The organism is Pusillimonas sp. (genome assembly GCF_035515275.1).
Lineage (GTDB): Bacteria > Pseudomonadota > Gammaproteobacteria > Burkholderiales > Burkholderiaceae_B > Pusillimonas.
In genome coordinates, this window is the sequence record NZ_DATJBQ010000026.1 from 1 (window position 1) to 21,018 (window position 21,018).

Genomic DNA, 21,018 nt, shown 5'->3' on the forward strand with positions numbered 1-21,018 from the left:
CTCGACGGCGATTTATTAGCGGTAAAAAAAGCCTCTGAAGCCCGAAACGGCCAAATCGTGGTTGCACGCCTTGGCGACGAAGTCACCGTCAAGCGCCTGATGCGGTCAGGTTCAGGTATTCAGCTTTTACCCGAAAACCCCGAGTTTTCCCCCATTATCGTCACCCCCCAAGACGAATTCTCGCTCGAAGGCATCGCCGTGGGGCTTATTCGCAATACCCCCTTGCACTGAAGCCGGGCACGCCCAATAAAAAACCCCGAATCACCCTGGCTATTGGTGATTCGGGGTTGCTGTACAGCTAAAAGGGCCTAGTGCCTGAAAACACCCCCCGAGGTCTCACCCGCAGGTTTGGTGTTGGCCACAGCCTCGGCTGCCAGGCGCGCCACTTCTTCGTCAGAAAGCGGCTCGGGCATGTCTTGAAGGGCCACTTCAAGTACGCGGTCGATCCACCTGACCGGAATGATTTCCAGGTGGTTCTTGACGTTGTCAGGGATTTCGGCAAGGTCTTTCACGTTTTCTTCGGGTATCAGTACCACCTTGATGCCCCCTCGATGCGCTGCCAGCAGTTTTTCTTTGAGTCCGCCAATAGGCAGAACCTCGCCACGCAGTGTGATCTCGCCGGTCATGGCAACATCGGCCCGCACCGGAATACCCGTAAGCGCGGAAACCATGGCAGTGGTAATGGCAATACCCGCCGAGGGGCCGTCTTTGGGGGTAGCCCCTTCCGGAAAGTGCACGTGCAGATCGCGCTTTTCGAACGACGTATTGGGAATACCCCATTTTTGGGCGCGCGAACGCACGACCGTGCGTGCCGCTTCGACTGACTCTTTCATGACGTCGCCCAACGAGCCGGTTCGCTGCACCTGGCCTTTTCCGGGCATATCGGCGACTTCGATGGTAAGAAGATCACCCCCGACTTCGGTCCAGGCCAGGCCGGTAACCTGCCCAACCTTGTTTTCTTTTTCGGCCATCCCATAGGTGTAACGGCGAACCCCAAGAAAATCGGCCAGATTTTCGGAGGTGACCTCGATCGTAACGACCTCGCCCTTGGGCGAGCCGCGACGCGCCGTGCGCGATGCGCCCGGGTTGGCTTCAAGCGTTTTCTTGACGACCTTGCGGCAGATCTTGCTGATCTCGCGCTCGAGTGCCCGCACACCGGCTTCACGCGTGTAGTAACGCACGATATCTCGTATGGCGGCTTCTTCTATGGACATCTCTGCTTCGCGCACGCCGTTGTTCTTCATGAGCTTGGGCAGCAAGTGGTCAAAGGCAATGTGCACTTTCTCGTCTTCGGTATAACCCGACAGACGAATGACCTCCATGCGGTCAAGCAAGGCGGGCGGAATATTGAGCGTATTGCTGGTTGCCACAAACATGACATCGGACAGGTCAAAATCGACCTCGATGTAATGGTCTTGGAACGTATGGTTCTGTTCGGGGTCGAGCACCTCGAGCAACGCCGACGAAGGGTCGCCGCGAAAATCGGCACCCATCTTGTCGATTTCGTCGAGCAGGAACAAGGGGTTGCGAACCGCCACTTTGGACATGTTCTGCAGGATCTTGCCGGGCATGGAGCCGATGTATGTGCGCCGATGGCCCCGGATCTCGGCTTCGTCACGCACACCGCCCAGCGCCATGCGCACGAACTTGCGGTTGGTGGCACGAGCAATAGACTGACCCAACGAGGTTTTACCCACACCCGGAGGGCCTACCAGACAAAGGATAGGAGCCTTGAGCTTGTCGACGCGCTGTTGCACGGCCAGGTACTCGATAATGCGCTCTTTTACCTTCTCGAGGCCGTAGTGGTCGGCGTCGAGCACTTGCTGAGCGTTGACAATTGAGTTGTTGATGCGGCTTTTCTTGCGCCAGGGCAAACCGATGAGCGTATCGATGTAGTTGCGCACCACGGTGGCCTCGGCAGACATGGGCGACATGAGCTTGAGCTTCTTAAGCTCGGCCTCGGCCTTTTTAAGCGCTTCCTTGGGTAGCTGCGCAGCCTCGATTTTTTTCTCGAGCTCTTCGATGTCAGCGCCCTCTTCGCCCTCGCCAAGCTCTTTTTGAATCGCCTTGACCTGTTCGTTGAGGTAGTAGTCACGCTGACTTTTTTCCATCTGCTTTTTTACGCGGCCGCGAATGCGCTTCTCGACCTGCAGAATGTCGATCTCGGATTCGAGTTGCGACAGCAGGTTCTCGAGGCGCAGAGAGGTAGCGGTAATTTCGAGCATGTGCTGTTTTTGCTCGAGCTTAAGGGGCAGATGCGCAGCGATGGTGTCGGCCAGACGGCCGGCATCGTCGATGCCGCTTAGCGAAGTAAGGATCTCTTGGGGAATCTTTTTGTTGAGCTTGACGTATTGCTCGAACTGGGCAACCACCGCGCGGCGCAACGCCTCGGACTCGGCGCCTTGCTCGGCGTCGAGTGCCACGGCTTCGACGTTGGCCACGAAATGGTCGTCGGCTTCGGTAACGCTGTTGACGCGGGCACGCTGCAGGCCTTCGACCAGCACCTTGACCGTGCCGTCGGGCAACTTGAGCATCTGCAAGATGCTGGCGGCGCAACCTATTTCGTAGAGGTCTTCGGGCGCAGGATCGTCTTTACCGGCCGACTTCTGGGCCACCAGCATAATGCTGTTGCCGCCTTCCATGGCCATTTCAAGGGCCTTGATGGAACGGGGGCGTCCTACAAACAGCGGAATCACCATGTGCGGAAAAACCACCACATCACGCAAAGGCAGCAGGGGCAAGTCCATGGGTTCTGAAGAAAGAATCGGGCTCGCAGACATAGTAATTTCCTTTAAAAGCTCTGCTTTAGAAACAAAAAGAGGAGCTTGTGTGCCGCTTGTGTAGTTGCTGCACGCTCAAGTTCGGTGCCGAAGTTGAGTGTGCGAACTAAACAAGCAACGCACTCGCCCCCTTTTTGAGTACTACATGTGAGTGTATGTAGTGACGATAGCGGAAATTTCAAGTCGTCGCAGCGATAAACCCACAAACCACAAGGGAATCAGTAGCCAATGGTTCAGGCAGCACCCTTAAGCTTGGCAACAGCAGGCTTATCGACCATTTCGTCGGCCGAATCGGCTTCGTCTGCATAGATGAGCAAAGGCGCGCCAGTACCATGCACGGCGTTTTCGTCGAGCACTACCCTTTTGACGTTTTCGAGCGACGGAAGTTCGTACATGGTGCCCAGCAACGCCTGCTCGACAATAGAACGCAGCCCCCGCGCTCCGGTCCGCCGTTTGATGGCCTTTTGGGCAATGGCGCTAAGCGCTTGCGGCCGGATCTCGAGCTCGACGTCTTCCATCTCGAACAGCTTTTGAAACTGCTTGATCAGCGAATTCTTGGGCTCGGTAAGAATTCGAACCAGGGTGGGCTCGTCGAGCTCTTGCAGCGTTGCCACAACGGGCAAGCGGCCGACAAGCTCGGGAATAAGACCGAACTTGATCAGGTCTTCGGGCTCGACTTCGGAGAAAAGCTCGCCGACGCCGCGCTCGGTCTTGGCGCGCACCGAGGCGGAAAAACCGATGCCGGATTTTTCGGTACGGTCGCGGATGACTTTTTCGAGGCCGTCGAACGCGCCCCCCACAATAAACAGAATATTGGTGGTGTCGACCTGGACGAAATCCTGGTTGGGATGCTTGCGTCCGCCTTGGGGCGGCACCGATGCCACCGTGCCTTCGATAAGCTTGAGCAACGCCTGCTGCACGCCTTCACCGGAGACGTCGCGGGTTATCGAGGGGTTGTCTGATTTGCGCGAGATCTTATCGATCTCGTCAATGTAGATGATGGCGCGCTGGGCCTTTTCAACATCGTAGTTGCAGTTTTGAAGCAGCTTTTGAACGATGTTTTCGACATCTTCGCCTACATAGCCGGCTTCGGTAAGCGTTGTGGCATCAGCCATGACAAAAGGCACATCAAGCATGCGCGCCAGTGTCTGGGCAAGCAGCGTCTTTCCTGATCCGGTAGGTCCGATCAGCAAGATATTGCTTTTTGAAAGCTCGACGTCGTCGCCCTTGACCTCGCCATAGCGGATGCGCTTGTAGTGGTTGTAAACCGCCACTGCAAGATTGCGCTTGGGAACGTCTTGTCCGATAACGTAGCCGTCTAGGAACGTTTTGATCTCGCGCGGCGTGGGTAGCTCGTTGCGAATGGCATCGCGCGCGGCATCCTGGGTTTCTTCCAGGATGATATCGGTGCAAAGATCGATACACTCGTCGCAGATGAACACCATGGGTCCGGCGATCAGCTTGCGAACCTCATGCTGACTTTTATTGCAAAACGAACAATGCAACACTTTTTCGTCTGCCGATCCTTTTTTCTCGGGCATAAAACTATCAGTTCCTATCACGGCGCGGCTCGCCGAAGCCGTCCGTCAGTAATAATCGGCAGTTGCCGCAACGGCCCTGCCGACCGGCTGGCCTACGCCTCGGCGGAATCGGAGCGAGAGACCAGAACTTTATCCACCAACCCATACGATACTGCATCTTCAGCCGACATGAAATTATCACGCTCGGTATCTTCGGCAATGCGTTCGACCGGTTGACCGGTGTTGGCTGCCAGTATCGTATTAAGGCGTTCGCGCAAACTGAGTATTTCGCGTGCCTGGATCTGGATGTCGGAAGCCTGACCCTGTGCACCGCCTGATGGTTGGTGGATCATGATACGCGAATTGGGCAGTGTGTAGCGCTTGCCTTTTGCGCCGGCGGCTAGCAAAAACGCACCCATGCTGGCCGCCAGCCCAGTGCACAACGTGGATACGTCGGGCTTGACGAATTGCATGGTGTCGTAAATGGCCATGCCGGCGTACACCGACCCGCCTGGCGAGTTGATATACAGCGAAATATCTTTGTCGGGGTTTTCGGACTCGAGAAACAACAACTGGGCAACCACCAAGTTGGCGGATTGGTCGTTGACCGGACCTACAAAGAAAATGACCCGCTCGCGCAACAAGCGCGAGTAGATGTCGTAAGAGCGCTCGCCGCGACCCGATTGCTCGACGACGATAGGCACGTAACCCAACCCGGTCGGCACGACAGAATCGCCGCCGTACATCGACGCGTAGAAATCAGTGAATCGCCGCATTTATGCTGTCCCCATGAGTTCATCGAAAGCGACGTTTTCGTCGGTGACCTGCGCCTTGGAAAGCACATGCTCGACCACATTGTCTTCGAGCACCAGGGCCTCGATCTCGGCGCGACGCTCGCGATCGGAAAGATAATAGGCCACGACTTGCGCCGGCTGCTCGTAGTTTTGTGCGAGTTCTTCGATGCGGGCACGCACTTGCTCGGGCTTGGCACGAAGGTCGGCGCTGTCGACCAGCTCGGCAACCAGCAGACCCAGACGCACACGACGCTCGGATTCAGCCGAAAAGGTTTCGGGTGGAATGGGCAGGGAATCGGCATTGGGCACACCGCGCTGCTTGAGCTCTTCGCGGGCGGCCGCGACACGGTTTTGTGTGTCGTTGTCGACCAGGGCCTTGGGCACGTCGAACGAACATGCGGCAACCAGGGCGTCCATGACGCTACCCTTGGTGCGCGCCTGCGAACGGGCCTTGACCTCGCGCTCGATGTTGGCGCGCACGTCGGCCAGCAGTTTCTCGACATCGCCTTCGGGCTGGCCCAGCGCCTTGGCAAACTCGGTATCGACTTCGGGCAGAATGGGTTCGGCAACCTGGGTTACGGTGATCTTGAACTCGGCTGTTTTGCCAGCGACTTCTTGGCCGCCGTAGTCTGCGGGGAAGCTGAGCGGGAACGTATTGGTGTCGCCTGCCTTCAGGCCGCGAACGGCGGTTTCGAACTCGGGCAGCATGCGGCCCTGGCCCAGCACGAAGGGGAAGTTTTCGGCCGAGCCGCCTTCGAACGGAACGCCGTCGATGGTGCCCGCAAAGTCAAGCGTGACACGATCGTCGTCTTGAGCGGCACGATCGTCGCGGGGTTCGTAAGAGGCGCGCTGCTTACGCAAGATATCGATCGTGCGCTGAATTTCAGCATCGCCTACCTCGACCTTGGCGCGGGTAACTTGCAGGGCTGCCAAATCGGGTACGGCAACCTCGGGATAGACCTCGAAGGTGGCCGAAAAAGCCATTTGACCCTCTTCGACGCCTTCGGTCTTAGGCTCAAGGTTGGGCACGCCCGCGATGCGCAGCTTGGCATCGGCAATGGCCTGATCAAGCACACGGCCAACCTCGGCGTTGATGACGTCGTAGCGAATGCCTGGGCCGTGGCTGCGCTCGATCATGGATAAAGGCGCCTTGCCCGGACGAAAGCCCTGAACTTTTGCTGTGCGCGCAACACGCTTGAGCTGCGACTGGACTTCTTTTTCGACATCGGCAACAGAAACGACGAGATCGATACGACGCTCCAGGCCAGACAGAGTTTCAACCACGGGCTGCTGCATTGGGTACCTATATATGTTGGTAAATGGATAGATGAACAGGATATTTTACCGGAAAGTCGGCAGGCCGAATTACGCGGCGTTGGATGCCCCATTGTAAGCACGCTGAAACGGGCTATATATGCTTGTGCCCGGCGCCTGGTTATGCGTGTTACTCTGCTTCATTACAGGCTGCGCTTTTTATGTTGCGCAGTTCCCGCCTTCTGTTTCACTCATCTTTTCTTGCGGTTCTCTTGAACACCCATATCCAAAGCATCCTGACAGCGAGCGTACTGCGCGTGTTGTCCATCCTTCCGTACTCCGTCGTCGCCCGAATGGGCGAAAGCCTTGGCTCGTTGCTGTACAGAATCCCCGGCAATCGCCGACATATCGTGCATACCAATCTGCAACTGTGCTTTCCCGAAAAAAGCGAAGTCCAGCGGCAACAACTGGGCAAGCAGGTTTTTCAGCACGTCATACGCAGCTATCTTGAGCGGGGCATTCAATGGTATGGCAGCGCAAAGCGTCTGGCCTCATTGACCGATCTCCAAAGCGCCTTCACGTTGCAAGACCGATACGACCAGCCGACCATTTTTCTGGGCTTCCACTTCGCGGCCATTGAGGCGGTATGTATGTATTACTCGACCCTGCATCCGGTGGCGTCAATCTACACGCCCATGTCGGATCAAAGCACCGATAGCTTGGCCCTGAAACAGCGAGCCCGGTTCGGAACGGAAATGGTGCCGCGACACGCCAGCGCACGAAGCACGCTACGAATTTTACGTTCGGGCAAGCCCATTATGCTGGCCGCTGACATGGACTTCGGCCTGCGCGATTCGGTCTTTGCCCCATTTTTTGGCGTGCAGGCTTGCACTTTGACGGCGGTATCCCGCCTGGCCAAATTAAGCGGGGCCAGGGTCGTGCCTTTTGTTGCTGAGGTAAAAGAGGGCCACAAAGGATACACACTGCGCATCTTCGAGCCCTTGATGAATTTTCCGTCAGGCGATGTAGTTGCCGACGCCCAGAAAATGAATAGTTTTCTGGAAAGCCAAATTAGGCGAATGCCGGACCAATACTATTGGGTGCACCGGCGCTTCAAGCGTCGCCCGCAAGGCGAAGCGTCAGTTTACTAGGGGCCGTAGCTCATTGCCCTTCAATACCCTAATGGTGCGAACGGAGAGACTCGAACTCTCACACCTCTCGGCGCCAGAACCTAAATCTGGTGCGTCTACCAATTCCGCCACGTTCGCTATTTGGGTAACAAAGCAAAAATCCAAGCAAGCCTAAAATTCTAGCAAGTATTCTTTGCTTGAGCAATCGGGTCAGTTAAAATCTCACTGACTTGTTTGACAAGCTGCTCGCTCATGTACCCGCCTGATTCTTGTTCTTGCAGTCACATCTAACCAACTACTGCCAAAGCATGACTAAAGAACTCCAAACAATTGTCGATCTAGCCTGGGAGGATCGCAACTCGATCGACAGCGACAACGCGCCACCACAGCTACGCGAGGCCATTTCGCAAGTACTGCATGCGCTCGATGAAGGACGTTTGCGCGTCGCCCAGAAGATCGATGGGGTATGGATCACGCACCAGTGGATAAAAAAGGCGGTGTTGCTTTCGTTTCGGCTGCAAAACAACGAGATAGGCGGACAGCCCCCCTTGCAGTACTACGACAAAGTGCCGTTGAAGTATGCACAGTACAGTGCTCAAGACTTTATTCGAGACGGTGTTCGCGTAGTGCCCCCCGCTGCAGTGCGCCGCGGTGCCTACATTGGCAACAACGTAGTATTAATGCCCTCGTACGTCAATATCGGCGCCTATGTCGGCGACGGCACAATGGTCGACACCTGGTCCACCGTAGGTTCTTGCGCACAGATAGGCAGCAACGTGCATTTGTCGGGGGGTGTGGGCATAGGAGGCGTACTCGAGCCCTTGCAGGCCAACCCCACCATCATTGAAGACAACTGCTTTATTGGTGCGCGGTCCGAGATTGTCGAGGGGGTTATTGTCGAAGAAAACTCGGTGCTGGCGATGGGAGTCTACTTGTCGCAAAGCACCAGGATATATGACCGCGCCACTGGCAAGGTCAGTTACGGACGCGTTCCGAGCGGCTCGGTGGTCGTGCCTGGCTCGTTGCCGGCAGCCGACGGCTCGCACAGCCTGGCCTGCGCGGTCATTGTCAAACGGGTCGACGCCCAGACGCGCTCCAAAACCAGCATCAACGAACTGCTGAGAGCCTGATGCCTGAGTCTTCTGTACGCGGTCTGGCAACGGCGCTGATCAGCCGGGCTTCGGTCACGCCCGACGATTGCGGCTGCCAGCATTTGCTGGCACAGCAGCTTTCGCCCAGCGGGTTTAAAGCCGAACACCTGCCCTTTGGTGAAGTATCCAATTTGTGGCTAAGACGCGGCACAAGCGCACCGCTGCTGGTGTTTGCCGGCCACACCGACGTCGTGCCCACCGGCCCGCTGGAAAAATGGCACAGCGAGCCTTTTACCCCGTCTGAACGCGACGGCAAGCTGTATGGACGCGGCGCGGCCGACATGAAAAGCTCGATTGCCGCTTTTGCCGTAGCAGCCCGAGAGTTTGTGGCCGCCCACCCCGATCACAAAGGCTCAATCGCTTTGCTGATCACTTCGGACGAAGAAGGCCCCTCGATCGACGGTACCCAGAAGGTGTGCCACGTACTGCAGGCGCGCAACGAACTGCCCGACTATTGTATTGTCGGCGAGCCTACCTCGGTATCGACCTTGGGTGATACGGTCAAGAACGGGCGGCGTGGTTCGCTTTCGGGCCGTCTTACGGTAAAGGGACGCCAGGGGCATGTGGCCTACCCCCACCTGGCACGCAATGCCATTCATTTGCTTGCTCCGGCCCTGACTGAACTGGTCGGCTTGCGCTGGGACCAGGGCAATCAGCATTTCCCCCCCACCACCTTTCAAATTTCCAATTTGCGTGCCGGAACCGGTGCCACCAACGTGGTGCCAGGCGAGGCGATAATAGACTTCAACTTCCGTTTCTCGACCGACAGCACACCGGCTTCGTTAAAGCAAACCGTGCAGGCCGTGCTCGATGCTCATGGCTTCGAGTACGATCTAGAGTGGACGTTGGGCGGCGAGCCCTTTCTGACCGCCGAGGGTGAGCTTAGCCGCGCGATCGGCCGGGCCATACTCGACGAAACCGGTGTTACGACCCAGTTGTCGACCACCGGTGGTACTTCAGACGGTCGCTTCATTGCCAGAATCTGCCCCCAGGTGATCGAGTTCGGCCCCATCAACGCCAGCATTCATCAAACGAATGAACATATCAACATCGACGATCTTGAACCCTTGAAGAACATCTACCGCCGTACACTTGAAAACCTGCTGTTGGACGACGGAGACGCTGCATGAACACCAATACCCTGCAAGAGCTGCACACCCTACGAGACTTCCTGCGCTATGCAGTAAGTCGATTCAACGCCGCGAAGCTGTCTTTCGGCCACGGCAGCGACAATGCCTGGGACGAGGCCGCGTATTTGCTTTTGCATGTACTGAACCTGCCGCTGGACACCCTGGAGCCATTCCTGGACGCGCGCCTGGTAAGCGATGAGAAAAAGCGCTGCCTCGAACTGATCGAGCGCAGGCTTGCCGAGCGCATACCCGCCGCCTACCTGACGGGCGAAGCATGGTTGCAAGGTCATCGCTTCTTCGTCGACCCCCGTGTCATCGTGCCCCGTTCGCCCATTTCGGAACTGCTGGTCGACGCCCTTGACCCGTGGATTGCCGACCCCGACAACGTCGACTATGTGCTCGACCTTTGCACCGGCTCGGGCTGCCTGGCCATATTGGCCGCGCTGGCTTTCCCCAATGCCCAGGTCGATGCCGTCGACCTTTCTGACCATGCATTAGAAGTGGCCGACATCAATATCGAGCAGTTCGGCCTGGACGGACGCGTAGCAACCCATCGCAGCGATCTGTTCGACCAATTGCCCGACTGCCGCTACCAGCTGATTATCTGCAACCCACCCTATGTCAACGATGGCTCCATGGAAGCCCTGCCCCCCGAGTACCGCCACGAGCCCACCATGGCGCTGGCCGGGGGCAACGACGGCATGGACCTGGTGCGCCGCCTGGTGCGTGACGCCCCCCGTTTCCTGAGCGATGACGGCATATTGGTGCTTGAAATAGGTAATGAGTTCGAGAATTTCGTCTCGGCCTTTCCAGAGCTTGAGCCGATCTGGCTCAGCACCGCCCAAAGCAATGACCAGATCCTGATGCTGACCCGGGAGCAGCTTGTCTCGTGATACGCGCTAACGGCCTGACATTACGGCGCGGCGTCAAGGTATTGCTGCAAGAAGCCGACTTTGTGGTAAACCCGGGCGAGCGTTTGGGCATCGTAGGCAAGAACGGGGCGGGTAAATCTACGCTGTTTGCGTTGCTGCGGGGCCAGATCGATGCTGACGCAGGCACGCTAAGCGTTCCCGAAACCTGGCGGGTTGCCGCTGTCGAGCAAGAGATCACCGCGTTCGATCAGCCTGCCCGCGAGTTCGTAATAGACGGCGACACCCATCTGCGCCGCCTGCAAGCTGAACGCAGCACAGCCGGCGACGAAGACGGACATCACATCGCCGAACTCGAGGCCGCACTGATTGAGGCGGACGCCTGGAGCGCACCATCGCGGGCTGAACAACTATTGGCCGGCCTGGGCTTTGCCCCAAAAGACTGGATGCGCCCCGTGGGCGAGTTTTCGGGTGGCTGGCAGATGCGACTGGCGCTGGCGCGTGCGCTGATGGCGCCGTCTGAGTTGTTGCTGCTGGACGAACCCACCAACCACCTGGATCTGGACGCCATGCTGTGGCTGGAGCGCTGGCTTTCAGGCTACCAGGGAACCGTGCTGCTGATCTCTCATGACACCGAGTTTCTGGATTCGGTGGCGCGTTCCATCTTGCACTTCGATCAAGAGAAGTTGGTGCGCTATCGCGGCGGTTATCAAGACTTCCTGACCCAGCGCGCCGAACGTCTGCGCCAGACACGCATCGCCTGGGAGCGCCAGACCCGCGAAGCCGCCCGCCTGCAAGGTTTCATTGATCGGTTCAAAGCCAAGGCGACCAAAGCGAAACAGGCGCAAAGCCGGGTCAAGGCCCTGGCACGCATGGAAGAGCTGGCACCGATTCACGCCGAGTCGGGCATCGACATACGCATTCCCAATCCCGAGAACATGCCCGACCCATTGCTGACACTTCGCGAGGTGTCGGTCGGCTATCCGGGCGGCGATGCACAGACCGATACCGTTATTCTCAAGGACGTTACCCTGATGCTGCGCGCCGGTAGCCGCATCGGCATTCTGGGTGTGAACGGAGCGGGTAAAAGTACGCTGATCAAGACCTTATCCGGTGAGCTGCCGGCACTGGCCGGCGAGCGCAAGGCATCAAAAGGTTTGAATATCGGGTATTTTGCGCAACAGCAGCTTGACATGCTGCGGCTCGACGAAACCCCGTTGCAGCATCTGGCACGGCTTGCGCCTCAAACCCGCGAGCAGGAACTGCGCAATTACCTGGGAGGGTTCGGGTTCGGCGGCGATACCGTCAATAGCCGGGTCGCTCCCATGTCCGGCGGCGAGAAAGCGCGGCTGGCCTTGTCGCTGATCGTCTGGCAAAAGCCCAACTTATTGCTATTGGACGAACCCAGCAACCACCTGGACGTCGACACCCGCGAGGCGCTTGCCACCGCGTTGGCAGAATTCGACGGCAGCGTCCTGCTGGTTTCCCATGATCGCCATCTGTTGCGCACCACCGTCGACAGCTTCTGGATCGTTGCCGACGGCGGGGTACTGGAGTTTGACGGCGATCTGGACGATTACCGCGAATGGCTGAACACCCGAAGCGCCGGCCAACGGGCAGAGGCGCGCGCCGCCGCAACACCCGCCGACGAACCCACAATTGATCGCAAGGCTCAGCGCAGGGAAGAGGCGCAAGAACGTCAGCGATTATCGGCCTTGCGCAAGCCCATCGAGTCGTCCATTAAGAAACTCGAGGCCCAAATGGAACGTGCTCGCGTTCGCCTTGACGAGCTGGACAAGCTTATCGCCGATCCCGATTTCTACACCGACCTGCACCGCGAAAACCGGCCTCAGGTGCTGGCAGAGCATGGTGAACTCAGCAAGCAGGTACTTGCCTGGGAAGAAGAATGGCTGGAGCGCCAGGAAGAACTGGAAAGCCTGGTTTAAAGACCCGCCCCGGCGCCGGGGCCAGGCCTTTACGCTTTGTTTCGGTGGCGGCACCCGTAGCGCACCCGCTTTTGGCTTGGCAGGGCCCCTCTTAGAATCGATTGTCGTCGCGTTCGAATCGCTGCAGATCAAAGTATCTGGAGCTTGAGCCGGAATCTTGCTCTGCTTCGCTGGAACCGGGCTGTTTCGCCGATTTACCTGTCGCATCGCGCGTGCTGCGCACCGTATCAGGAACCGAGGGTTCGGCGATGTCAAGGGTAAATACGGGATCAGCGCCGCCTGAAGCCGCGGCCCCTGCGCTTGCGCCGGCCGAGGTCGCCGCCCCGGCCCGCGCAGCCCGACTCTTGAGCACGCGTTGAGTCAGTGCGTCGAGTTGACCCGCCAAACGCGCGTGGTTGCGGCGCCGGGCCCAGTCGGCAGCGTCTTCGCCCCGCAAGTTACGGGCCGTGGCATCGGCGCCGGCCGCGAGCAAGATGCGCACGATCTCTTCACTGCCGGCGTAAGCCGCCATCATCAAGGGCGAAGTGCCGTCAGGAGACGGAGCGTTGACCATGGCTTTATTGGCCAGCAGCAGCTTAACGGTATCGACGTGAGACTTTGACGCTGCGTAATGCAGGGGTGTCCAGCCCAGACGATTAACCTCGGCCCCCTTCTTGATCAACGCCTCGGCGCGCTTGGTCTGGCCAATGACCGCCAGGTACATCAGGGGCGTTTCGTCGCTGGTGTTGGTGATGTTGACGTTGATGTTGCGATGGCGGACCAGCAGATCGTAAGTATTCCAGGCCCCCTCTTGAATGGCCAGCATGAGGGCCGGTTGCCCGGTCTTATCGACGGCGTTGGGGTCTTCGCCCAGCGCCAGTTGAGAACGAACCTGCTCGATGCGATCATTGGCGATATCGAGCCACCAGTTGGCCTGTGCCGCCCAGGCGGATGAGGCAACCGCAAGGGCGGCACAGGCTGCAAATACTTTGATTGATATCTTCATATTCAATTAAATCAATAACTTAATATTTATAGTTAAATCAAATTATCAGATAATTTACTTTAGATAAAATACCTTAAGTAACTCGCTTAATATTTTGATTTAAAAGGTTTTTTACTAATCATAGGGTTTTGCATGGAATCGTAGCCGTATCCACCCAAAATCGTTCACGCCGCCGGCAACACTACCTGCCCATTCGTCGTGCAGCTTTGGATCAACGCTGTATCTTTCGAAACAGTTCAAAGAAGTTATCGGTCGTGACACGAGCGACCTCGGCCACCGGCATGCCCCGCAGTTCGGCGATTTTCTCGGCCACATGCACCACCAGCGACGGATCATTGGTTTTGCCCCGAAAAGGCACGGGCGCCAAAAACGGCGAATCGGTTTCGATCAGCAGGCGATCAAGGGGGACACGGGTGGCGACATCCTGCAGATCAGCGGCGCTTTTGAACGTAACAATGCCCGAAAGCGAAATATAGAAGTTCAGATCAATGGCTGCCTGAGCAAACTCCCATGACTCGGTAAAACAATGCATGACGCCGCCAACCTCATCAGCGCCCTCTTCGCGCAGAATGCGCAAGGTATCGTCGCCGGCAGCCCTTGTATGAATGATCAGCGGCAAGCCGCTGGCGCGGGCTGCACGAATATGCGTGCGGAAACGCTCGCGTTGCCAGTCCAACGGCTCGGGCTTTCGAAAGTAATCGAGCCCCGTCTCGCCAATCGCCACTACTTTGGGATGCCTGGCCATTTCGACCAGCTGGTCGGCTTCTGGTTCGGGCGTGTCTTCGTAGTCAGGATGCACCCCGACTGAAGCATATAGATGCTGGTGTGGCTCTACTACCTGCATCAGGCCGGGCCATTGCGGCAAACTGACACTGACAACCAGAGCATGACCGACCTGATTCTGCTTCATGCGCTGTAAAACCTCGGGCAGGTTTTCAGCCAGTTCGGGAAAATCAAGATGGCAGTGTGAATCTACATACATAGTTGAATTAAACCGTTTCGGAGTTGATTGCTGGGCCGCAAGCCTGCACCACACGCTGCAGCACGGCGTGCACGAAGAGCTTGGCGTTTAGCGGGTGCTCGGCCACTGCCCGCTGCGAAACCAGCCACTTGGCGGTTTCGGCCAGCCGATCTTTGGCTGCCGGTTGCGCCACCGCAGCAATGAGGTCGGCCTGGGCAGGAAAATAACGCAGCGGTGCGTCGAAGGCTGCCAGCGACAGATCGACAAACAGCCGCTGCAAGTAGTCGATCCAGGCCGCCGGCGCCTGCTTCTCAAGCAGATCAGCCAAGGCGCCGATATTCGGGGTGCTTCCTTGCGCCAACGCCTGGAGCAACTGCTCGACCCAACCCGGGCAGGCTTTGTCGTCGCCGCGCGATCGCTCAAGCGCCAGCAGCGGCGCGCCACCGGCCACTGCCAGCCACGGCAAGGGGTCTTTTACGCCCTGCTCGGCCAGCCACGGCAGGCATTGTTGTGCAGAAGGCACCGGCAAGGGTAGGCGCCGGCAACGCGACACCAGGGTCGGCAACAAACGGTCAGGCGCATCGGCAGTAATTAAAAACACGGTATTGGCCGGGGGCTCTTCAAGCACTTTCAACAAGGCATTGGCCGATATGACGTTCAGCGCCTCGGCCGGATACAACACTGCAACTCGCCAGCCTCCACGATGAGTGGCGGTGTTGAACCAGTCGTGCAGCGACCTTAATTGCTCAACACGTATATCGCGCGACGGCGCTTTACGAGCAGCCGCCGAAGACGGGTCTGCTTCGCCGCCGGTCTCCTCGCCTTCGAGCACCGCAATCGCATCGGGCCGAATACGGCGCAGATCGGGATGATTGCCCGCGGCCACCCAGGTGCATGCAGAGCAGTGGCCACACGCCATACCCTGTTGCGGCGTTTCACACAGCAAGCTTGCGGCGGCCGCCAAAGCAAACTGGCGTTTGCCAATGCCGGCCAGGCCGTGTATCAGCCAGGCGTGCGCAAAGCGTTCGCGATGCTGCAGCCATGGACCGGCAATGTCTGCCTGCCAGGGCAGAAAAGAAGCCGGCGCACTCATTGATCGGCCTTGGGCGCCTGTTGCCAGGCTGCAATCAGGTGGTCGGCCTGAGCAAAAAGATCAGAACGCACAACCTCGATGTCGCGGCTGGAATCAAGCATGCGAAACCGGTGCGGCGCAAGACGCGCACGCTCATGGTAAGCGGCTCGGGTGCGCTCAAAAAATGCCTCGCCTTCTTGCTCGAAGCGATCAAGATCCCGACTTCGCGCCAGCCGTTCGCGAGCCACTTCAAGCGGGACGTCGAACAGCCAGGTGCGGTCGGGTTGCACATGAGGATGCACCCACTGTTCGAGCACCGCAATGCGCTGGGCCCCCAGCTCGCGCCCACCACCCTGGTAGGCGTAAGTGGCATCGGTGAAGCGGTCGCACACGACCCACTCGCCTGCGGCCAGTGCAGGCTCAATGACCGTGCGAAGATGCTCGCAGCGGGCGGCGAACATCAGCAAGGTCTCGGTTTCAAGCTGCATGGGCTGGGTCAGAACGATCTGTCGCAGGGCTTCGCCCATATCGGTGCCCCCCGGTTCCCGGGTGCACACAACTGGTATCCCCCGAGCACGCAAATGATCGACCAGGCCGCGCACATGGGTGCTTTTGCCTGCGCCGTCCAGTCCCTCGAGCGTAACGAAACAGCCGCGTGAGGTGTTCATATTCAGCGCCCCAGAATGTATTTTGCTACGGCGCGATTATGCGCCACCAGTGTTTCGGAGAATTCGCTGGTGCCATCGCCCCGCGAGACAAAGTAAAGATATTTGTGCTTCTCGGGGTTGAGCACGGCATGCAGCGCGGCCAAGCCGCTGCTGGCAATGGGCGTCGGGGGCAAGCCCCCGCGCGTGTATGTGTTCCAGGGCGTGTCGGTTTGCAGGTCGCGCTTGCGGATACGCCCCTGATAAGACTCGCCCATGCCGTAAATGACAGTCGGGTCGGTCTGCAGCGGCATCTTGATGCGCAATCGATTGATGAACACCCCCGCGACACGGTTTCGGTCAGCGCTGTGACCCGTTTCTTTCTCGACAATGGACGCCAGTATCAAGGCTTCGTAGGGGGTGGCCAACGGCAGGTCGGGTTCACGCTCGGCCCAGAGCTTGTCAAGCTGCTGCTCTTGCGCATGGTAGGCACGCCTCAGAATATCGAAGTCGGTGGTGCCCGGCGTAAAGACATACGTATCGGGATAAAACAGCCCTTCGGGGTGCGTGTGCGGTGCGCCCAGGCGACGCAACAGCTCTTGATCGGACACCCCGGCGAGCGTCTGGCTGACCTGGTCGCTGCCGGCAAGCGCGTCGCGTATTTGTCGATAGGTCCAGCCTTCGACCAGGGTAAGCCGGGTCAGCGTCATGTCGCCCAGCGCCATTCTCTCGAGAAGCTTCCAGGGCGTGTCGCCGCGATTGGCTTCGTAGGCACCGGCTTTAATTTCGCGGTCGAGCTCGGTGATACGTGCCAGCGCCACAAAAGCACGTCGATCAATTTGTATGCCTGCTTCGTTCATGGTGCGTACCACGCTATGCACAGAGCCGCCCCGTTCGACCAGGTAGTCGACCCGCTCGGCGTCCATGGGTACGGGCCGCTGAGTGGCCCAATACCAAGCCCCTGTACCGGCCGCCAAAATCGCAAGCGCCGCAACCAGCACGCCATAGAGTAGAAATTTGCCGAAAATACGTTTCATTGATTCAAAAGTGTAGCCTATAACCCTAGACACGCTAGGCCTTCATGAGGCGTTGTAGTGGATTGCCGTTATCATAAACGCAGTAGTGTTTTGATACCCCGCCACCATGAATGATTCTGCTTTTTATGCGGCCCACCTGGCCGACCTTTCCGTCATCCGGTTTACCGGCGCCGACGCCGCCCACTTCCTGCATGGCCAGCTAACACAAGACATCACCGGGCTTGTGCCGGGCCAGGCACGCCTGGCGGGTTATTGCACGCCCAAGGGGCGTCTACTGGCCACGCTGGTCATCTGGCGCGACCCCGCACAAGCCGACGAGCTTGTCGCACTGGTCAAAACTGACATTGCACAGGGGCTGGTCAAACGCCTTTCCATGTTTGTGCTGCGCGCCAAGGTAAAAATCGCACTCGAACCGCAGGCTGTTTGGGGCATCACGCTGCCGGCGGGTGCCGTGGGCAACACAACCGAACCAGTTTTGCCAATACCGCCCAATGCCGCCCCCTGGGCCGTGGTGCAGACCGACCAGGGCGTCTGGGTCAGTGCCCCTCGTGCCGACGCCGACACGCAGCGCTGGTGGCTGGTTTCCTTGCCCGAACACGTCTCTCAAATTCAGACCGTCGCCCAGTCACCCTCTGCCTGGCAAGCGGCCGACATTACCGCGGGCTTGCCCTGGGTCGAAGCCGCCACCCAAGACGTCTTCATTCCGCAAACGCTCAATCTTGACCTGATCGACGGTGTTCACTTCACCAAAGGCTGTTATCCGGGCCAAGAGGTCGTTGCCCGCAGTCATTATCGAGGCACCATCAAACGGCGTACCGCTTACGGTGTTGCCACGACACCCCACGCGCCAACCGTCGGCGCCGATATCTTCGACGCGGCCAGGCCCGAATCACCCAGCGGCCGTATCGTCAATGCCGCAACCGACCAGGGTCAAACCCACTTGTTGCTTGAGGTACATCTGTCGGACCTGGGCACGGCCCAGTACCGGCTTGATTCTGCGCAAGGGGTGAAAATCGGCATCCAGCCCTTGCCCTATGCGATTGACACCGCCGAGGCCGACTAAAATAAAAGCGGCGGCGCATCAAAAGCGGCGCGGCACTGCCCGGCTGTAAACCATAGACGGGTTAAGCGCAGGCGCCCAGATCGGCCAGCGGATGCTCGGTATCTGCGGGCCACGAAGGCACGAAAAACTTCTCGACCCACTGTTCATCAGCCTGCTCAATCGAGGCAGGCTGCCATTGCGGCGCCATGTCCTTGTCGACCAGCAACGCCCGGATGCCCTCTCTGAAGTCGGGACTTGCCGCGCACTGCAGCATGGCCGTGTACTCCATCTGAAAAACCTGGGCCAGTGACAGGCCCCGGGCCCGTTTTTGTAAAGTAAAAGCCAGCCGCGCCGAACCCGGTGATCCGTGGACAAAGGTTTGAGCCGCCCGTACCAGCCAAGTGTTGGATGCGTCTTGCCAGCCACGGATCCCTCTGCATATTGCTTCGAAGTCAGGCCCGTCGCATTGTTCGGCAACGCGCTCGTACTCGGGTTGCAGGGCTGTGGACCCCATGTCGGACACTGAACTGGAACGCAGCAGGCGATCAAGCAACACATCGTTCTCGTGCCGGTTATTCGACCACCGGGTGGTTTGCAGACCTTGCTTCAACGAAGGCCACCCCGCCGAATACAGGCAATAATCGACCAGACCCAGATACCGGCAATCGGCTGCAGCCAGCCTGGCGCCGGTCAATGCCAGAAACACACCCAATCCGGCCGGAAGGCGTTCGAGCATCCAACTGGCCCCAACGTCGGGAAACGCGCCGATGGTGATCTCGGGCATGGCAAAACTGGTGGTTTCGGTCGCGACGCGATGGCTGGCGCCCATCATCAGACCCACACCACCACCCATGACAATGCCACTGGCCCAGCACAACACAGGCTTCGGGTACTGGTGAATGCGGTAGTCAAGTCGATACTCTTCGGCGAAGAACTCGCGCGCGTAGGTGTTGCTCCACGGGTCGTTGGGCTGCGCGGCGTTAATACAGGCATGCAGGCGGTGCAGGTCGCCGCCTGCGCAAAAAGCCCTGTCGCCTTTTCCGGTCAGCACCACCAATGCAATCGCGTCGTCTTGCGCCCACTGATCCAGTTGCTGGTTGAGCCCCCGGCACATCTCAAGGGTCAGGCCATTGAGCTTGTCGGGGCGGTTCAGCACCGCTACGCCAATTTTTCGGCCGCCCTGGGCATTCAGGGTGCTAAACAACAGATCAGTGCTCATTCAGGACTCCGGGTTCAAATTATTGGTATTGCGCACACGGCGTGGCCGAAACGGTGCCTGAGCCCCGGCCGCCTTGCGATGAGCGGCTCGACGCCTTCGCGATTCCATCGGATCAAAATTGAGCGGGCGGTATATTTCAATGCGGTCACCCTGCCCCACTACCTGGTCCGAACGGCAACGACGGCCGAATATGCCTACGGCCGGCGCATCGATTGGATATTCGGGAAAGGCCTGAGCAAACCCACTAAGCCTGACCACACCGGCCACATCGGTGCCGGCAGGCACCTTTACACAAACTTGCCAACTGACGTCAGCCTGCGCATACACCACGGTAACCGTTACGTTGGACGTAGTGGGCTGACCGCCCTGCTCGTTGACGGCTTCCACACCAGCCGGGCCGGAGCGCCCGCTGACCGCCTTAGTCTTCATAACAGGCTTGGGCACGCTGTGTAAACGAGTCGATGAAGCTGGTGGCAATGCGATTGAAAACCGGGCCCACCACCATTTCAAGCGCCCGATTGGAAAATGCGTATTGCATGGTGTAGAGCACCTTGCAGGCATCGGCTGCCAGCTCCTGAAAGCGCCAGGTTCCGGTCAGGGCCGAAAACGGGCCGTCGACCAGATGAAACGTGATGACTTCAGGGTACTGGTGTTCGTTTCGTGTGGTGAACGTTTGCTTGATGCCGGCAATACTGATGGTAATGGACGCCTGCATGCCGTCCTGGTCGCGATGCTGTACCACTGCGCCGCCGCACCAGGGCATGAACTCGGGGTACTTTTCGACATCGGCCACCAGATCAAACATTTGGGCCTGATTGTAGGGAACGAGTACTGAACGTTGGACTGTATGCATCGAATGTCGTTAATGGATAGAATGTAATGATTTTACCTTCTACACCAATCTTGATTCATGAGCATTGTCGATAACCGCAAGGCAACCCACGATTACTTCATCGAAGACCGCTTCGAAGCAGGTCTTGTGCTTGAAGGCTGGGAGGTCAAGGCAATACGCGCAGGCCATGTACAGATCAAGGAAAGCTACATTATTGTGCGCGACGGCGAAATCTTTGTCGTGGGCATGCATATCAGCCCCTTGCCCACTGCGTCCACGCACATCCGCCCCGAAGCCACCCGCACACGCAAGCTGCTGCTTAAGGCCGACGAAATCAGCAAGCTGATCGGCAAGGTCGAGCAACGCGGCTACACGCTGGTGCCGCTTAACCTTCATTACAAGAACGGCCGCATCAAAATGGATTTTGGTCTGGGGCGCGGCAAAAAGCTGCACGACAAGCGCGACACAGCTCGCGACAAAGACTGGCAGCGCGAAAAAGAGCGCCTGCTAAAACACGACACCCGCAACAAATAGCACTGCTGCGCGGGTCAGCTTAGCTCGAAGCCTTCTATCTGAAGCAAGGCCACCTTGCGGGACAACCCACCCGTATAACCGGTAAGTGTCTGGTCGGCCCCCACAATGCGATGGCAGG

21 protein-coding genes and 1 tRNA gene are annotated in these 21,018 nt (G+C 58.4%); 8 read left to right on the forward strand and 14 right to left on the reverse strand.

Annotated features, from left to right (window positions below; translation table 11 throughout):
* A partial coding sequence (locus VL003_RS01615; protein ID WP_325438913.1) for a LexA family protein occupies window positions 1–231 on the forward strand: 231 nt, incomplete at its 5' end.
* A gap of 77 nt (window positions 232–308) precedes the next feature.
* Here VL003_RS01615 and lon read toward each other — a convergent pair.
* From lon to tig, 4 genes are all read right to left on the reverse strand, one after another.
* Entirely contained in the window at window positions 309–2,780 is a 2,472-nt protein-coding gene (gene lon, locus VL003_RS01620) for an endopeptidase La (RefSeq protein WP_325438915.1), read from the reverse strand.
* Window positions 2,781–3,013: 233 nt separating this feature from the next.
* Window positions 3,014–4,321, reverse strand: a complete 1,308-nt coding sequence (clpX, locus tag VL003_RS01625) for an ATP-dependent Clp protease ATP-binding subunit ClpX (RefSeq protein WP_325438917.1) — start codon at window positions 4,319–4,321, stop codon at window positions 3,014–3,016.
* A 92-nt stretch (window positions 4,322–4,413) separates the two neighbouring features.
* Window positions 4,414–5,076 carry an ATP-dependent Clp endopeptidase proteolytic subunit ClpP gene (gene clpP, locus VL003_RS01630; protein ID WP_325438919.1) on the reverse strand — a complete coding sequence of 221 codons (663 nt, stop codon included), beginning with the start codon at window positions 5,074–5,076 and terminating at the stop codon, window positions 4,414–4,416.
* Window positions 5,077–6,390 (reverse strand): trigger factor, encoded by a 1,314-nt coding sequence (gene tig, locus VL003_RS01635; RefSeq protein ID WP_325438921.1) that lies wholly within the window; start codon window positions 6,388–6,390, stop codon window positions 5,077–5,079. It lies immediately after the preceding gene.
* 230 nt (window positions 6,391–6,620) lie between these two features.
* Between tig and VL003_RS01640 the strand changes: the two genes are divergently transcribed.
* On the forward strand, window positions 6,621–7,499 hold the full coding sequence (locus VL003_RS01640; RefSeq protein WP_325438923.1) for a lipid A biosynthesis lauroyl acyltransferase: 879 nt from the start codon (window positions 6,621–6,623) through the stop codon (window positions 7,497–7,499).
* Window positions 7,500–7,531: 32 nt separating this feature from the next.
* Here VL003_RS01640 and VL003_RS01645 read toward each other — a convergent pair.
* Window positions 7,532–7,616, reverse strand: a tRNA-Leu gene (locus tag VL003_RS01645).
* Window positions 7,617–7,786: 170 nt separating this feature from the next.
* On the opposite strand from VL003_RS01645, the gene dapD reads away from it, so the two are divergent.
* From dapD to VL003_RS01665, 4 genes are read left to right on the forward strand one after another with little or no spacing between them, the layout of a single operon-like run.
* Complete coding sequence (dapD, locus tag VL003_RS01650) at window positions 7,787–8,608, forward strand: 2,3,4,5-tetrahydropyridine-2,6-dicarboxylate N-succinyltransferase (RefSeq protein ID WP_325438924.1); 822 nt, start codon at window positions 7,787–7,789, stop codon at window positions 8,606–8,608.
* Window positions 8,608–9,759, forward strand: coding sequence for a succinyl-diaminopimelate desuccinylase (gene dapE / locus VL003_RS01655; RefSeq protein WP_325438926.1), 1,152 nt, complete (start codon window positions 8,608–8,610; stop codon window positions 9,757–9,759). Before dapD ends, dapE begins: the two co-directional genes overlap by 1 nt.
* Window positions 9,756–10,652 (forward strand): 50S ribosomal protein L3 N(5)-glutamine methyltransferase, encoded by an 897-nt coding sequence (gene prmB, locus VL003_RS01660; RefSeq protein ID WP_325438928.1) that lies wholly within the window; start codon window positions 9,756–9,758, stop codon window positions 10,650–10,652. The genes dapE and prmB overlap by 4 nt, the downstream gene beginning before the upstream one ends.
* A complete protein-coding gene (locus VL003_RS01665) occupies window positions 10,649–12,574 on the forward strand; it encodes an ABC-F family ATP-binding cassette domain-containing protein (protein WP_325438930.1) in 1,926 nt (641 codons plus the stop codon). Before prmB ends, VL003_RS01665 begins: the two co-directional genes overlap by 4 nt.
* 91 nt (window positions 12,575–12,665) lie before the next feature.
* Here VL003_RS01665 and VL003_RS01670 read toward each other — a convergent pair whose 3' ends face one another.
* The 5 genes from VL003_RS01670 to mltG all read right to left on the reverse strand — a co-directional run bounded on the left by VL003_RS01670 (window position 12,666) and on the right by mltG (window position 17,273).
* Window positions 12,666–13,559, reverse strand: a complete 894-nt coding sequence (locus tag VL003_RS01670) for an ankyrin repeat domain-containing protein (RefSeq protein WP_325438932.1) — start codon at window positions 13,557–13,559, stop codon at window positions 12,666–12,668.
* A gap of 211 nt (window positions 13,560–13,770) precedes the next feature.
* The gene (locus tag VL003_RS01675) at window positions 13,771–14,541 is read right to left on the reverse strand and encodes a TatD family hydrolase (protein WP_325438934.1); all 771 of its coding nucleotides are present in this window, start codon (window positions 14,539–14,541) and stop codon (window positions 13,771–13,773) included.
* A gap of 7 nt (window positions 14,542–14,548) precedes the next feature.
* Entirely contained in the window at window positions 14,549–15,613 is a 1,065-nt protein-coding gene (holB, locus tag VL003_RS01680) for a DNA polymerase III subunit delta' (protein ID WP_325438936.1), read from the reverse strand.
* A complete protein-coding gene (gene tmk / locus VL003_RS01685; RefSeq protein WP_325438938.1) occupies window positions 15,610–16,260 on the reverse strand; it encodes a dTMP kinase in 651 nt (216 codons plus the stop codon). Before tmk ends, holB begins: the two co-directional genes overlap by 4 nt.
* Window positions 16,261–16,262: 2 nt before the next feature.
* A complete protein-coding gene (gene mltG, locus VL003_RS01690) occupies window positions 16,263–17,273 on the reverse strand; it encodes an endolytic transglycosylase MltG (RefSeq protein WP_325438940.1) in 1,011 nt (336 codons plus the stop codon).
* Window positions 17,274–17,379: 106 nt separating this feature from the next.
* Here mltG and ygfZ point away from each other — a divergent pair, with 106 nt between their 5' ends.
* Complete coding sequence (gene ygfZ, locus VL003_RS01695) at window positions 17,380–18,336, forward strand: CAF17-like 4Fe-4S cluster assembly/insertion protein YgfZ (protein WP_325438942.1); 957 nt, start codon at window positions 17,380–17,382, stop codon at window positions 18,334–18,336.
* A gap of 61 nt (window positions 18,337–18,397) precedes the next feature.
* Here the strand turns inward: ygfZ and VL003_RS01700 are convergent, their stop codons facing one another.
* Genes VL003_RS01700 through VL003_RS01710 form a run of 3 tightly spaced genes read right to left on the reverse strand, consistent with a single transcriptional unit; the run spans window position 18,398 to window position 20,387 of the window.
* Window positions 18,398–19,534: an enoyl-CoA hydratase/isomerase family protein gene (locus tag VL003_RS01700; RefSeq protein ID WP_325438944.1), complete on the reverse strand. Its 1,137-nt coding sequence runs from the start codon at window positions 19,532–19,534 to the stop codon at window positions 18,398–18,400.
* A complete protein-coding gene (locus VL003_RS01705; RefSeq protein ID WP_325438946.1) occupies window positions 19,535–19,963 on the reverse strand; it encodes an RnfH family protein in 429 nt (142 codons plus the stop codon).
* Window positions 19,953–20,387: a type II toxin-antitoxin system RatA family toxin gene (locus tag VL003_RS01710; RefSeq protein WP_325438948.1), complete on the reverse strand. Its 435-nt coding sequence runs from the start codon at window positions 20,385–20,387 to the stop codon at window positions 19,953–19,955. Before VL003_RS01710 ends, VL003_RS01705 begins: the two co-directional genes overlap by 11 nt.
* A gap of 57 nt (window positions 20,388–20,444) precedes the next feature.
* Here VL003_RS01710 and smpB point away from each other — a divergent pair, with 57 nt between their 5' ends.
* Window positions 20,445–20,900, forward strand: coding sequence for an SsrA-binding protein SmpB (gene smpB, locus VL003_RS01715; RefSeq protein ID WP_325438950.1), 456 nt, complete (start codon window positions 20,445–20,447; stop codon window positions 20,898–20,900).
* 14 nt (window positions 20,901–20,914) lie between these two features.
* Here the strand turns inward: smpB and VL003_RS01720 are convergent, their stop codons facing one another.
* Entirely contained in the window at window positions 20,915–21,004 is a 90-nt protein-coding gene (locus tag VL003_RS01720; RefSeq protein WP_414708215.1) for a hypothetical protein, read from the reverse strand.
* Window positions 21,005–21,018: the final 14 nt, after the last annotated feature.